15 protein-coding genes are annotated in these 12,973 nt (G+C 60.3%); 11 read left to right on the top strand and 4 right to left on the bottom strand.

The genetic code is table 11. The features are described from left to right. Nucleotides 1-430: 430 nt before the first annotated feature. The 6 genes from CIK74_RS03470 to CIK74_RS18665 all read left to right on the top strand — a co-directional run bounded on the left by CIK74_RS03470 (nucleotide 431) and on the right by CIK74_RS18665 (nucleotide 4,828). Nucleotides 431-1,084: a hypothetical protein gene (locus CIK74_RS03470; protein ID WP_096254377.1), complete on the top strand. Its 654-nt coding sequence runs from the start codon at nucleotides 431-433 to the stop codon at nucleotides 1,082-1,084. A gap of 7 nt (nucleotides 1,085-1,091) precedes the next feature. Continuing rightward, nucleotides 1,092-1,673 (top strand): SdpA family antimicrobial peptide system protein, encoded by a 582-nt coding sequence (locus CIK74_RS03465; protein ID WP_096254376.1) that lies wholly within the window; start codon nucleotides 1,092-1,094, stop codon nucleotides 1,671-1,673. Further along, on the top strand, nucleotides 1,667-2,668 hold the full coding sequence (locus tag CIK74_RS03460; protein WP_096254375.1) for a sporulation-delaying protein SdpB family protein: 1,002 nt from the start codon (nucleotides 1,667-1,669) through the stop codon (nucleotides 2,666-2,668). The genes CIK74_RS03465 and CIK74_RS03460 overlap by 7 nt, the downstream gene beginning before the upstream one ends. A 1-nt stretch (nucleotide 2,669) precedes the next feature. Continuing rightward, nucleotides 2,670-3,023 carry an SdpI family protein gene (locus CIK74_RS03455; protein WP_096254374.1) on the top strand — a complete coding sequence of 118 codons (354 nt, stop codon included), beginning with the start codon at nucleotides 2,670-2,672 and terminating at the stop codon, nucleotides 3,021-3,023. Nucleotides 3,024-3,801: 778 nt separating this feature from the next. Beyond that, nucleotides 3,802-4,485, top strand: a complete 684-nt coding sequence (locus tag CIK74_RS03450; RefSeq protein ID WP_096254373.1) for a fasciclin domain-containing protein — start codon at nucleotides 3,802-3,804, stop codon at nucleotides 4,483-4,485. Between the two features lie 181 nt (nucleotides 4,486-4,666). After that, complete coding sequence (locus CIK74_RS18665) at nucleotides 4,667-4,828, top strand: hypothetical protein (protein WP_170947723.1); 162 nt, start codon at nucleotides 4,667-4,669, stop codon at nucleotides 4,826-4,828. Between the two features lie 51 nt (nucleotides 4,829-4,879). Here CIK74_RS18665 and CIK74_RS03445 read toward each other — a convergent pair whose 3' ends face one another. Next, a complete protein-coding gene (locus tag CIK74_RS03445; protein WP_255248409.1) occupies nucleotides 4,880-6,061 on the bottom strand; it encodes an IS481 family transposase in 1,182 nt (393 codons plus the stop codon). A gap of 158 nt (nucleotides 6,062-6,219) precedes the next feature. Here CIK74_RS03445 and CIK74_RS03440 point away from each other — a divergent pair, with 158 nt between their 5' ends. From CIK74_RS03440 to CIK74_RS03425, 4 genes are all read left to right on the top strand, one after another. Then, nucleotides 6,220-6,681, top strand: coding sequence for a sigma-70 family RNA polymerase sigma factor (locus CIK74_RS03440; RefSeq protein WP_170947722.1), 462 nt, complete (start codon nucleotides 6,220-6,222; stop codon nucleotides 6,679-6,681). Then, a complete protein-coding gene (locus tag CIK74_RS03435; RefSeq protein ID WP_096254370.1) occupies nucleotides 6,682-7,425 on the top strand; it encodes an anti-sigma factor in 744 nt (247 codons plus the stop codon). Nucleotides 7,426-7,509: 84 nt separating this feature from the next. Beyond that, nucleotides 7,510-8,898, top strand: a complete 1,389-nt coding sequence (locus CIK74_RS03430) for a deoxyribodipyrimidine photo-lyase (protein ID WP_096254369.1) — start codon at nucleotides 7,510-7,512, stop codon at nucleotides 8,896-8,898. A gap of 114 nt (nucleotides 8,899-9,012) precedes the next feature. After that, the gene (locus tag CIK74_RS03425; protein WP_096254368.1) at nucleotides 9,013-10,578 is read left to right on the top strand and encodes a molybdopterin-dependent oxidoreductase; all 1,566 of its coding nucleotides are present in this window, start codon (nucleotides 9,013-9,015) and stop codon (nucleotides 10,576-10,578) included. Between the two features lie 60 nt (nucleotides 10,579-10,638). Here the strand turns inward: CIK74_RS03425 and CIK74_RS03420 are convergent, their stop codons facing one another. After that, a complete protein-coding gene (locus CIK74_RS03420) occupies nucleotides 10,639-10,932 on the bottom strand; it encodes an antibiotic biosynthesis monooxygenase (RefSeq protein WP_096254367.1) in 294 nt (97 codons plus the stop codon). A gap of 69 nt (nucleotides 10,933-11,001) precedes the next feature. Further along, nucleotides 11,002-11,457 (bottom strand): DUF6069 family protein, encoded by a 456-nt coding sequence (locus CIK74_RS03415; protein WP_096254366.1) that lies wholly within the window; start codon nucleotides 11,455-11,457, stop codon nucleotides 11,002-11,004. A 117-nt stretch (nucleotides 11,458-11,574) separates the two neighbouring features. Between CIK74_RS03415 and arfB the strand changes: the two genes are divergently transcribed. Then, the gene (arfB, locus tag CIK74_RS03410; RefSeq protein ID WP_096254365.1) at nucleotides 11,575-11,997 is read left to right on the top strand and encodes an alternative ribosome rescue aminoacyl-tRNA hydrolase ArfB; all 423 of its coding nucleotides are present in this window, start codon (nucleotides 11,575-11,577) and stop codon (nucleotides 11,995-11,997) included. 125 nt (nucleotides 11,998-12,122) lie between these two features. Here the strand turns inward: arfB and CIK74_RS03405 are convergent, their stop codons facing one another. Continuing rightward, nucleotides 12,123-12,839 carry a FadR/GntR family transcriptional regulator gene (locus CIK74_RS03405; RefSeq protein WP_096254364.1) on the bottom strand — a complete coding sequence of 239 codons (717 nt, stop codon included), beginning with the start codon at nucleotides 12,837-12,839 and terminating at the stop codon, nucleotides 12,123-12,125. Nucleotides 12,840-12,973 lie beyond the last annotated feature (134 nt).

Genomic DNA, 12,973 nt, shown 5'->3' with positions numbered 1-12,973 from the left:
CTTGCACTCATTTTCCCTTTGCACAGGTCCCGGCACTCGCCCGTACACTGCGGGTCCTTGCAGCCCAGAGGTGCACTGCCCTCCTACAAAAGTAGGAGGGCGTCGATTCATCCGCAGCATTGCTCCACGGCCAAGTGCCGCTTTCCGAACCATGCCGGCAATGACTTCGCGAGCTCGTTAACCGCTGGATCATCAGGTTTTCCGCTAGAACGTGCCGCCCCGCTGGCCACATGGAAGCGCGTTCCAGGTACTTTCCTGCACCCTCCTACAAAAGTATGATTGCAGGTCGAAAAATACATTTATACAATTGTCATGCGAGCAATAAGGAAATCAATTAGCTTATCTGAATTATTTTGATCGGCTGCCCACTTCCCCTTGCTCGCAGCCTTTGCTTTTCCCATACACCTCGGCGAGGATCTAGGAATCTGGTTTGAAAAATAAAAAACTCATCGCCATGGCTGCCACAGCGGCTCTTCTGATCGCCCCCACAACCGCTTTCGCCAATGAGACCCCGGCTCCAAAACCAGCTGCCGCATCCAGCCACTTGGAAGCTGTCAGCTCATACTCCGTTGAAGACACCCTGAAATTGCTCTTGGCTGGATCCGGACCAGTCGCTGAGAAAAACCCCGAGCTGGTCAGATTCCTCGGATTTGCTGAGAATCGCCCCGCAACGGACGAGGCCGTACTCGAAGAGGTGATCGCCGACTACGTGAAGTTCGACCCGAAAACCGCTGCCTCCGTTCAAAAGAGGCTCGCGTCCGGGCAGCCCCAACAAGTTGAAAAGGCCCTGACCGACCTGACCTCCTCTTTCCAGAAATACCTCACGAAGAAGTCCGCCAACCAGTCGGAGAAGAGCGGTCTTCCCGTCGCCGATGCAGCCAGATGCGGCGCGTTTAAAGTGTGCGTCGGCGTAACGCTGCTCGCCGTTGCAAATGGTGTGGTGTACGCGAACGTGGCCGCTGCGACGTTCGCGGTGGCGACCTTGGCAATTGCCTGGGTCTACCTTATGGATGATCCGAGCCAGACTACCGAGTTTGAACGCGATGAGTTCATTGCAAAGATGACACGAGCGCTGAGCAGCTAGCCTCGCGATGCAAGATACACCAACAAAAGCCACCCCAGGCCGAGCTGCGGCCTGGGGCGGCCTGCTGTCACTGATAGCCTTTGTCCTGATTCTCGCGCTGACGATTGCCATGTCACTGCCGAGCAACGTACTGGCCTCCCGCGACGGATCACTGCTGAGGAAAACAAGTGTCGAGATGATCCCCCAAGGCTGGGCATTCTTCACCAAGCCTCCGAGCGAAAGCGAGATCGTACCTTTTTCGGTCACCAATAATTCTGCACCCGTATCCGCGCTCGCGCCACCTCAGGCAGAATTCAAAAATCTTCTGGGCCTCTCCCGTACACAGCGCGCCCAGGGCCCCGAGTTGGCAGGCTACGTCAACGAAGTCACCCGCTGGGTCGACTGCGCGTCGAGCGAACCCGGGATCTGCGCGCAAGACCTCCTGGACGAGGGCGGTACTGCGCAAAAGTTCGAATCCACGACTTCCGCTGCCTCGCTGTGCGGAACGATCATTGCGCTTGAAACCGAGCCAGTTCGTTGGTCGTTCAGAGAATTCTCCACCTCGGCGCGCACCGCGAAACGCGCAGCGTTGCTGGAGGTGTCATGCTGAACCGGATTCTTCAACCGATAGAGAACGCGATCGCCAATTTCCACGGGGCAGATCGCTGGATTGGGTCTGGCCGCACGCTGATTGCGCTGGCGCAGCTGAGCATACTTTGCTTTACGCCCACCGCATATCTTTTCGTGCCGGTCTCCGGAGAACCGCAAAAGCCGCACTGCGAAGGGTGGAAGGGCCTCACCGCCTACTGCTTGGGCAACGACGAATTCCGGCCTTGGGTCTCAATACTGCTCATTGCCCTTCTTATGGTGGTCGCCTCGGGCTTCTTCCCGGCTCTGACAGCGGTGCCGCATTACTGGGCTACGGTATCCATCTCGACGGGAATCTCGCTGCCTGACGGTGGCGAGGCTGCGGCTCAAGTCATCACGCTATTTTTGGTTTTCCTGCTTTTGGGCGACCGCCGGAAAACTCATTGGCATCGAGCTTCACCGAGCACCAGGCCGAGAAATGTCCTGCTTGGGCTGACCTGGGCCGCTCATTGGGGACTTCGGCTTCAGATGGCTTGGATCTATGTGAACGCGGCAATTCCCAAGCTTTCGGTCCAAGAGTGGAAAGACGGAACCGCCGTGTACTACATAACCCGCGGTGAATTCTTCGGTGCGCCAAAGCACCTGCAAGAACTGATCTATTGGGCAACGTCTATGCCCTTGGTCGAACTGCTGTTGACGTGGGGAACTATCGCCGCCGAACTGACGATTGCCTACTTCTTGATTTTCGGGAAGAAGCGCACGCGCCTGGTCTCGCTGGCTTTATGCGTCGCTCTGCATGCGGGCATCATTGCAGTCATCGGACTCTGGTCCTTCGCCCTGGTGATGATCGGCGGAGTTGCCGCAGCTATGGCGGGTATCCAACTGAGACAGCAGGTTCATGCACCGGGTGCCCAGCGATCCGCTCCCATCACCGCTGCACCCGCTGACTTCACCGGCGTAAACTCGCTTGGCTCAAGCGACAAGCATTCAACTTCTCCCCTAGTTAAAGGAATATGAAATGGAAGACCTGGCATTCGGAGCCCTCGTAGTTAGCATCCTGTTTGTCCTCATGTGCACAATGCTGGCTTCAATGACCCGGTCAGGGTCTTTATCGGCCAACCGCGTCTTCGGATTGAAGACCAAGCACACGCTCGCCTCCGATGAAGCGTGGATAGCGGGGCACAGGGCCGCCGGTCCCCTATTATGGGGTTCCGCTGCTGTCGCACTGGCTGGCGCTGTCACGACCGGGCTGCTGCTTGCTGCCGGTGATTCGCAAGTTGCCGGTGTGGTGGGCTGGGTCGGCGTGTTGATAAATGTGGGGCTTCTGGTTTACGCAACCCGAGTCGCGAACAGGGCAGCCCGCGCCGCATAAATGCGGCGCGCACCCCTGCACTCGATAGTTGAATGCAGATGGCTGTGGTCTTGGAGAGTCAACGCCCCGCACCGGCCGCCAGGCAGGCAGTGAGCTGGAATCAGGTTCCCGCTCACTGCCTACAGGGCTTTTAGCCGTACCCCTGAAGCACCATTGGCTAAAATGCTTGGACCCGCGGAGTAACTATTATCTGGGTGCTTTTCACACTGTGGTGCCTGGCAGTCCAAACACATATCTAAATGGATGTCGGAAGATGCGCAACCTGACGCCGCGTAGCGAGCAGCGTATCCGCCCACTGGAAAATCATTGGGCTGGAGCCAGCCCGCAGAACCCTGAAGCTGCGGGGCCAATTGCGTGTGCAGTTTCATGTCGTTGCATTGGCGGATCGGCCGGATGCCCAGCCCTATGGTTTTCAAGGTTCTGAATACCTTCATCTCGCACTACGGCGTGGTGCGGACCTGGCTATTGACACCCTTGGTGCCTACCGGCAGAGCCTGGCGAGGCGGAACCGGCGAGCGCCCAACGCGATCCCATTCACGCAATCCACGCGTTGCCCATCGGTAGCGGAACCGGCAGATTCGGCTTCATCAAACAGCAATCTGCCGGACCCATTTGGCGCATTGAACTGCGTGACAGCCACCGGATGAGAATCCGCAGAAAGTTTTTTCAACTTATTTCAATCCTTTTCCCATCTCGCTCCGAATGCTTCATGACAGCCCGCACCGACAGGGTCGGGGAAGTACGGCGAGAGTAGTCGTCGTAAGGCAAGGAGATAGACATGAAACGCATGAATCGCAATTTCGCCGGTGCTCTCGGACTGATGGCAGTAGCCGCGATGGGGCTCACCGCCTGCTCGACCGGATCCGAAACCGCCGAGCCTTCGGCCTCCAGCTCCATGGCCGCACCGAGCAGCTCGGCCATGGCCAGCGAATCGGCAGCGGATGACGCGGAGATGGATCCCGCAGCGAATCTTGTTGGCTCCGGTTGCGCCGCCTACGCCGAGGCAGTTCCAAGCGGCGACGGCTCGGTCGCAGGCATGGCCAAGGACCCGGTAGCGGTAGCAGCCTCGAACAACCCGCTGCTGAAGACCCTGACCGCTGCAGTGTCGGGAGAGTTGAACCCAGAGGTAGATCTCGTGGACACCCTCAACGGTGACGAGTTCACGGTCTTCGCCCCGGTTGACGACGCCTTCGCAGCAATCCCGGAAAAGGACCTCAACGCAGTAATTGAGGACGCAGACACGCTCAGCGGCATCTTGACCTACCACGTGGTCCCCGGCCAGATCGTTCCTTCGGATCTCTCCGGCTCCTACACCACCGTTGCCGGCCAGGATCTCGAGGTCACCGGCAGCGGCGACGAGCTCGAAGTCAATGGAGCATCGGTCATCTGCGGCGGCGTGCAGACCGCCAATGCGACCGTCTACCTGGTCGACGAAGTCCTGATGCCACCGGCAAAGAAGTAACCTCGGCCGGTAGCAGCAATTCTCCAGGCGTCTGGCTGGTCGGTGTTTGGCGGTTCGCTCTTCAAACACCGGCCACTAGACGTTTAATGGGCAGAACTCGGGTTGGCCGTCCGGGGCATGAACTACGAACAGAGGTCATTTGGTACGCCTGTATGCGAGTCCCGGTGCTAGGCTCGACTCCATGGAATCACCACGGAGCGCGGCTGGCACAAGGCCTCCTGTTGGCGACCCCTCCACCGAGTATTGGACCGATATATGCCGGCGGGTCGCCGACGGCGAGCACCAGGCGTTCGATGCGCTGTACGCAGAGCTGTCTCCGATCGTCTACGGAATCTCGGTGTAATGTCTCGGGACATCGGTAGAACGATGTCCCGAGACATTAGTCTTTTAACTGTCACCTATTCAGGCGAGAAATTGCTTTTTGGTAGTTCTTCGATGGCTCGATTTTGAAGTACCTGATGATTTCTCCGGTTTTTCTGTTGATGACGGTTACGTCCCGATCATCAATGAGCATCCGGACCGGAACGCCTGAATAGGTGCGTCCCATTCCGAGGTGGCGAAGCTGCCCTCCGTAACGTAGCGTCAGCTTTCCGTCCTTGTCCACGGTGTCTGTTCTGATGCGCCGTTCGTCCTTTGGAAGCGGTTTCGGAACGGCTTTCGCTGTTGCCGTGTAGCGCAGATATGGTGGTTTCCTCCCCGCTGCTTTGTGTGGCCTTTCCATGTTGTAGACGTGCTTGAATTCCTCAAGTTGCTCGTTGAGTTGGGCGACGGTTTTGGCCCGTGGTTGGGCATTGAGCCAGAGCTTGAGCGTGCGATGGAATCGTTCAATCTTGCCCTGGGTTTGAGGGTGGTTCGGTGAGCCGTTGATCTGCTTGATGTCCCATTCCTGGAGCAGCTTCTCGAACTGGTTCTTCGCTGGTTCATCTCCGTTGATCTTGCCGGTGAAGCGGGTGGTGAAAACCAGTCCGTTGTCGGTCAATGAGGACTGTGGCCGGCCGTGTTCCTCGCAGGCTTGGGTGAACTGTTTTGCTACGTGGTGCCCAGTCACGCGCCGGTATGCGCGGATGCTGATGAGGAATCTGGAGTGGTCATCGATGTAGTCCAGGATTTCGGTGTCGCTGCCGTCGGCCAGTCTCCAGTGGGTGAAATCCGATTGCCACATTTCGTTGGGGAGCGCGGCTTCGAAGCGGATTAGGGAGCTTTTCGGGCGTTTTTGGGGTTGGTCGGTGACGTGGTTGGTTTGGCGCAGAATGCGGTGGACGGTGGATTTTGAGGGTGCGGTCAGGCCTTCTGTTTCCAGGAGGATTTGGATGGTTTCTGCTCCGGCGTCGAGGCCTTTGGCGGTGAGGTTTTGGCGGTGGAAGATGATGCGGTTGCGGGTTTTCTCTGGTGTTCTGTTGGGTGATGTTTTGGGTTGTTTAGACCTGGAGTCGAATGCTGCCTCTCCTTCGAAGGCGTAGCGTCGCACGAGCTCTTTGACCCAGCGTTCGGAGACGTTGAAATGGTGGGCTGCCGCTTTGGCGTTCATGGATCCGTGAACGACCGCGGTGATTATTTGTTTGTTGTGTGTTCTCACAATTTCTGAGAGTGAACGATGTCCCAGGACAGGGTGTGTTGCCACGCCGGGGAAGGGGGGCTTTGAACTTTACGTGCAGTGTCAGATCTGGTGTTGGGATCAGGTTTTCCCGGGGTGTGGGGGTGGAACGATGTCCCGCGACATGGGTGAAGGATGTCTTGAGACCGGACATCTACGGAATCTCGGTACGGCTGATTCGCAATTCGGCCCAGGCCTCGGAGGTGACCCAGGAGGTCATGCTCGAGATCTGGAATAACGCCCAAGGCTATCGCGCAGGTTCCGGCACCATCTACGCCTGGGCTTCGACGATCGCCCGCCGCCGGGCGATCGACCGGATTCGTTCCGAGGAAGCGCGGACCCAGCGCGAGGACCGCAGCTTTACCGTAGAGCGGGAAATCCCCGAAATCGATGACGCGCTCATGGAACAGGTCGATTCGCAGCGCGTGCGCCATTGCCTGGACACCTTGACCGCCAAGGAAAAGCAGACGGTCCTGGACACCTACTACGGCGGACGGACCTACGCGCAGGTGGCCGAAGGCCGCGAGATGCCGCTGGCCACGGTGAAATCAAGAATCCGCAGCGCCCTGCAGCGCTTGAAGACATGTTTGGAGGTGGCCTAAATGAACTACAAGGAAACTGATGGCTCATTGAGCGCCCACGAGCATGAGCTGCTGACCGGGTTGGCGCTGGAAGCCCTCGACTCCCCCGAAGAACGCCAACAGGCCGAGGAACTGGCCAGTTCCAACCAGGAAGCCGCCAACTGGCTTCGCGGCTACCGCGAAACGATCGCGCAGATCGACCAGGCGGCCTCGGTCGAGCCGCCGGCGGAGCTGCGCGACAAGGTCTTCGCCGCGTTGCCGGCCCAAGCCGATCCGGCGCCGATTTCCCTGCATGAGCGGCGCGAGCAGAAGCAGCGCCGCGCCCCTCGCCTAGGTTGGCTCGCCGCCGCCGCGGCGGCAGTGGTGCTAATCGCGGTGCCGACTACCATTGCGGTGAACCAGCACGAGCGGGCCACCACCGCCGAGACCCAGCGCAACGAATTGCTTTCCATTCTTGATGGCCAGCAGGTGAAGGTCGTCAGCACGGAAATGGCAGACGGGCAGGGCAAGATGATGCTGCTGGCCTCCTCGACGGGGTCGGTGGTCCTGGGCCAGGATCTGCCAGCAATCGACGATCAGCACGATTACCAGTTGTGGACCATAGCCGCCGGCGAGTCTCCGGTACCCGCGGACGTGATGCCCCATGGCAATTGGACCGCGCAATTCCCCGCCATGCCCGAGGGCATGGCCATCGCCTTGACGGTGGAACCTGCAGGTGGGTCGCAAGCCCCGACCACCGATCCGGTGATGGTGCTCGCCGGCTAGAAAGTCCGTGCGGTTGAACTCAATCCGCGCTATTTAGTTAGCCAAGCTAGATATATACTAGGCTGTGTTCATGAGGAAGAATCCATGAGCCACCGGCCGCAGGCAGTTCAACTGGTCTTGTTCCGCGATGATTTGCGCACCGTGGACCATCCGGCGCTTCACGCGGCGCGGGATGCAGGAGACACAGTTGCCCTCTATATCCTCGATGAGCAGTCCCCTGGGATCCGTCCACTCGGCGGCGCCGCACGCTGGTGGCTGCATCAGGCGCTGCTCAGCCTGCGCGATTCACTGGATGACCTTGGCATCCCGCTGATCTTGCGCCGAGGCCCCGCGGCCAGGATCCTCGCCGAGCTGAGCCAAGACGGCAACCTGGACGCGGTGCACTGGAATAGGCGCTATGGCGAAGCCGAACGCGCGGTGGACGCACAACTCAAGCTCCAATTGCGCGGCGACGGGATCACCGTGCACAGCTACGCCGCCGCACTGCTGCATGAGCCATGGGAACTGCTGACCCAGAACGGGACCGGATACAAGGTCTTCACGCCCTTCTACAATTCGCTGCGCGCGCAGGAACTACGCCCGCCGTTGCCCGCGCCGGCGCCGCAGCAGCGCCAGGGCTTTCCGCTGCCGCCCAGCGAATCGCTCGATGATTGGAAACTGCTGCCGACAACCCCGGATTGGTCGGAGGGGCTTGCTGCGACCTGGACCCCAGGGGAGCCAGCGGCCCAGGAACGCTTGGCCGAGACCCTCTCCTCGATAGCGCAGGACTACGCCGAGCATCACGACCGCCCGGACCTCGATGGTACTTCCGCCCTTTCCCCGGCGCTGCGCTGGGGCCATCTCAGCGCCCACCAGGTCTGGGATGAGCTCAGCAAATATGCCGCCCACTCCCCCGGTGCCGCCCAGGGAGCGGCTGCCATGCGCCGCCAAGTGGCCTGGCGGGACTTCTGCTGGCATCTCTACTACCACCACCCGCAGCTTCCCACCGAAAACCTGCGGTCCGAATTCGACGATTTCGCGTGGGCCTGGCCCGCAGACGGCAAAGAGGTGGCAGAAAAAGTTGCCTGCTGGCAGCGCGGCCGTACCGGCTTCGGGCTCGTGGATGCCGGGATGGCGCAGCTCTGGCACACCGGCTGGATGCACAATCGCGTGCGGATGGTCACCGCAAGCCTGCTGGTGAAGAATCTGGCGGTCCATTGGAAAGTCGGCGAGCAGTGGTTCTGGGATACGCTCGTCGACGCGGATGTGGCCTGCAATAGCGCAAACTGGCAATGGGTCGCCGGCAGCGGAGCCGATGCCAGCCCGTACTTCCGGGTCTTCAATCCCGAACTGCAGGCCAAGAAATTTGATCCGCGCGGATCCTATGTGGCCCGGTACGCGCCGTTGGCCGCGGAACCACTGGTCGATCTCAAGGAATCACGCGAACAAGCGCTGGAAGCCTACAGCGAGATGAAATTGCGGCAGGGCAAGTAATTTCCAAAAACTTCCGCATCCGCCAATCCAGATGCGCTACAGTTCCGAATACCCAGTAGGCGGTCCCCTTGCCTATTGGGGGCATGGGCATGACAACGTTTGAGGTGGTCTGAGATGGACGATTCAAGAGGACAGAAAAGGTCCGGGCTTTTCGCCTTTGGATTTGCGGGTTTGGTATCCGCAGCGGTGCTTTTTGCGGTCGCCCAATTGGTGTCGGTATTTTTCGCCACCTCCTCTGCGCCGGGAGTAGCGCTAGGCTCGACCTTCATCGACTTCACCCCGCCGTGGCTGAAGGATTTTGCCATTGCGACCTTCGGGACCAACGACAAGCTCGCCCTGTTCATCTCCATCGGAATTGTTGCCGCGCTACTCGCGGCGCTGGTGGGACTGCTCGCTCGGCGAAGCTTTGCCGCAGCGGCGGCGGCCATCCTCGTCCTGGCTGCGGTGATCGGCGCTGCCGTCATCACGCGTTCTGCGACCGACCCCATGGATCTGGTCCCGGTGGTGGTCGGTACGCTGCTGGGGCTTGGAACGCTGAAATGGCTGACCGGGCTGGCCACCACGAGCTACTCACCGGCGGCCGCGGAGGAAACCAGCTCTGGCCCCTCCCGGCGGAAGTTCCTGCTGGCTTCCTCGCTCTCCTTGCTGGGGGCGCTGGTTGTCGCAGGTGTCGGAGCCTCGATTTCCGCAACACGAAATGCCGCCGAGGCGGCCCGCCTGGCGCTCGGTTTGCCTGCGGCCAAGGTGAAAGCCGCCAAGGTTCCGGCTGGAGCGCAGGTAGAGCTTGCAGGAATGCCGAAGTTCGTCACTCCCAACGAGGATTTCTACCGCATCGACACCGCGCTGTCGGTCCCGCGGCTCGACCCCGCCGAGTGGTCGCTGCGTGTGCACGGCATGGTCGAGAACGAATTCACCATGAGCTTCGATGAGCTCTTGGGCCAAGATTTGGTGGAAAGCTACCTCACGCTGACCTGCGTCTCGAACCCGGTCGGCGGAGATCTTGTGGGCAATGCCAAATGGCTCGGCTACCCGCTGCGCAATCTACTTGAACGTGCGGTTCCGCAAAACGGTGCGGATATGGTGCTGTCGACATCCAGCGATGGCTTCAGCGCTTCGACGCCAATTGAGGTGCTCACCGATGACCGCATGGCCCTGTTGGCCGTCGGCATGAACGATGAGCCCTTGCCGCTGGAGCATGGCTTCCCGGTGCGCATGGTTGTCCCGGGCCTCTACGGCTACGTCTCGGCGACCAAGTGGGTAGTGGATCTGGAGGTCACCCGTTTTGCCGACAAGGAAGCCTACTGGACCACCCGCGGCTGGTCGGAGCGCGGACCAATCAAGATGTCTTCGCGAGTGGACGTGCCGCGCTCCTTCACTCAGCTCCCGCCCGGAGAGGTCGTCATGGGAGGCACCGCGTGGGCGCAGACAACCGGCATCTCGAAGGTCGAGGTCAAGATCGACGACGAACCCTGGCAGGAGGCCGAGCTGGCCGAAGAAGCCACGCTGGATACCTGGCGCCAATGGCGCTACGTCTGGAAGGGCGGATCCCCGGGCAACCATTCGGTCACGGTGCGCGCCTACGATGCCGAGGGTGAAATGCAAACCAGCGAGCGGGCTGATCCGGTGCCCAACGGGGCCAGCGGCTGGCAACGCGTGCAGTTCTCCGTCACCGACTCATAAACGCTGCGTGGATCCACCCCTCGTTGACGGCGCAGCGGCCTCGGCAGCTATCGTTGAGCGCTAGAGTTCGACAATCTCGAATTCCATCAGATCCGCGCCGGAAGCGACAGGCTTCTTCTCCGCGCCTGAGTGCGCGGCATCCGCACGCGTCTCGCGCCAGTTCTCAAAATCCTCGCGCGTAGCCCACTGGGTGAACACAAAGTAGCGGTCCTCGCCGGACACCGGGCGCAGAAGCTTGAACCCCTCGAAGCCCGGCGAGCCATCCACCGAGTGCTTGCGAGCCGCGAAACGCTTTTCCAGCTCCGGACCGGCTTCGTTTGGCACCTTCAACGCATTGATGACGACGATCGACATGAATTTCCCTTCATTGCCCAACTGGCGTTGGGCTACCGATGATTCATATCTCAGCCTACCTCCGTCCCCTCAGGCCACGCGAAGCTGCTTCGCCTGCAACCGCTCTAGCTTGGACTTCCTGGCCAGCTTGTTCGAATTGTCCACCGCCATGTACCAGGAGGCACCAACAACCAGCAGAATCAGCGAAAGCCCGATACCGCTGGCCAGATCGGCCGCGAACAGGATCGGGTTGATGACGGAAACAACCATCACCGCGGCACCGGCCCACTGGGCGAATTTGCAGAACCCCGGACGGGCACGCCCAATCAGGAAGGTCAGGAATCCCAGAATGAGAAATGGCAGCGCGATGAAGCGGACAATACCGAAGAAATCAACGTTCTGGAAGATGCCTCCGGTGAATCTCATCGAACCGCCGGCAACCCCGCTGATAAAGAACACAAAAACGCTCGTGACCACCGCGCTAAACGCGGCGATGACAACTTGAACGTAGTTGAAAGGCATCTTGTACTTCATTTCAGCACTCATGGCTGAACATCTCCTCGACCAATCGAAAACGGATAACCCTCCAATTTAAATGTACGCCCGTTTGGATGACTTGAACCCAGGAGATTCCGCTTTCGCTTCCCATGGGAAGCTTGATATATGGATATAGAGATCACGCGCGCACTGAGCATTCCGGAGTCGGAGCTCAACTGGCGCTTCTCACGTTCCTCCGGTCCCGGCGGGCAACATGTCAATACCTCCGATAGCCGCGTCGAACTGTCCTGGTCCGTAGCGGGTTCGCGGATGCTCAGCGATTACCAGCGTCAGCGCCTGCTCGATCGCTTGGATTCTCGGCTCATCGCAGGGGTCCTCACCGTCAGTGCCTCCGAGCAGCGCTCCCAGCTGCGCAACCGCGAGATCGCCATGCAGAAAATTGCCGATCTGGTCGGCACGGCGCTGGCTCCCGACGGCCCCCGCCGACGTGCAACGAAGCCGACCAAGGGATCGCAGCGGCTCCGCCTGGCTACGAAGTCGCGCCGCTCGGAAACCAAGCAGCAACGCAAAAAGCCCTCCGCCGAGTAGGCCACTTGGGTGAATCATGGACTAAATCACCGGCAAAAAACGCGCGTTGGCTCTTCCCCGAAGCAGAGCAGTGAATGCCTGCGGCATTTCCGGTTCCGCCTATTGGAGCGCCTAGGGCCCGGGAGCTAGCCTTTTCCCGCCTGCTGGCGGAGTATGAAGGTATTGAGATCTTCGAGGGTCTGGCGCATATGGCCATCCATGGCTTCGCGGGCGCGGGAACTGTCGCGCTGCCCCAGCGCCTGGCGGATTTTTTCGTGTTCCGCGATGGCATGGGCCTGGATTTGCGGAAAGGCGCTGGTTTCCCGCCGGCGGGAGGCCAGCACCCGGCCCAGCGGCTCGAAGAGGGCCGCGAGGAAGACGTTGCCCGAGGCGCGCAGGATCTGATCATGGAATTCGAGGTCTGCATCCACGAAACGATCCAGGTCGGCTTCTTGGTGGGCGGCCTTCATCTCGGAAACCAGTTCATCGAGCCGGGCCAGCTGCGCGTCGCTGATCTTGCTCGCCGCCAGCTCGCAGGCTCCGGTCTCCAGCATTCTGCGCAGTTCGATGAGCTGCACGGCGGCCGCAGCGGCCCCGACGCCCTCGGTGGTTGCCCGGAGCACCGCTTCCAGCGAACTCCACATGCCCACGGGATTCACATAGGTGCCGCGGCCGCGCTCAACCCGGATGATGCCCTGCGCCGCGAGGATCTTGATCGCTTCGCGCACGGTCATCCGGCTGACGTCGAGCGCCGCGCAGAGCTCCAGCTCGCCGGGAATGAGCTCGTCAACTGCTAATTCCCCGCCGATGATCCGGTCAAGCACGTCATCCGCGACCTGCGTGACCAGTGACTTTCGAGACACGGTTCCTCCATCCTTGAGGCCCGATGCCCCCTTGCAGACTTATCCAGTCTATGTGCCCGCGGCTGTTGCGGTGCGCGGAATTCCGTGGAACACTATTCCTCATGACAGATGTCTGACATCTTACCAATGAAGTC

Source organism: Glutamicibacter sp. BW77 (assembly GCF_002332285.1).
GTDB lineage: Bacteria > Actinomycetota > Actinomycetes > Actinomycetales > Micrococcaceae > Glutamicibacter > Glutamicibacter bergerei.
The sequence above is the reverse complement of the archived record's forward strand: the minus strand, read 5'-3'. Positions and strand labels throughout refer to the sequence as shown.

Bases quoted from the DNA above. Each gene is read 5' to 3' on its own strand.
- CIK74_RS03465 (WP_096254376.1), top strand. From the start codon at position 1,092: ATGCAAGATACACCAACAAAAGCCACCCCAGGCCGAGCTGCGGCCTGG.
- CIK74_RS03460 (WP_096254375.1), top strand. From the start codon at position 1,667: ATGCTGAACCGGATTCTTCAACCGATAGAGAACGCGATCGCCAATTTC.
- CIK74_RS03455 (WP_096254374.1), top strand. From the start codon at position 2,670: ATGGAAGACCTGGCATTCGGAGCCCTCGTAGTTAGCATCCTGTTTGTC.
- CIK74_RS03450 (WP_096254373.1), top strand. From the start codon at position 3,802: ATGAAACGCATGAATCGCAATTTCGCCGGTGCTCTCGGACTGATGGCA.
- CIK74_RS18665 (WP_170947723.1), top strand. From the start codon at position 4,667: ATGGAATCACCACGGAGCGCGGCTGGCACAAGGCCTCCTGTTGGCGAC.
- CIK74_RS03435 (WP_096254370.1), top strand. From the start codon at position 6,682: ATGAACTACAAGGAAACTGATGGCTCATTGAGCGCCCACGAGCATGAG.
- CIK74_RS03430 (WP_096254369.1), top strand. From the start codon at position 7,510: ATGAGCCACCGGCCGCAGGCAGTTCAACTGGTCTTGTTCCGCGATGAT.
- CIK74_RS03425 (WP_096254368.1), top strand. From the start codon at position 9,013: ATGGACGATTCAAGAGGACAGAAAAGGTCCGGGCTTTTCGCCTTTGGA.
- CIK74_RS03420 (WP_096254367.1), bottom strand. From the start codon at position 10,932: ATGTCGATCGTCGTCATCAATGCGTTGAAGGTGCCAAACGAAGCCGGT.
- CIK74_RS03415 (WP_096254366.1), bottom strand. From the start codon at position 11,457: ATGAGTGCTGAAATGAAGTACAAGATGCCTTTCAACTACGTTCAAGTT.
- arfB (WP_096254365.1), top strand. From the start codon at position 11,575: ATGGATATAGAGATCACGCGCGCACTGAGCATTCCGGAGTCGGAGCTC.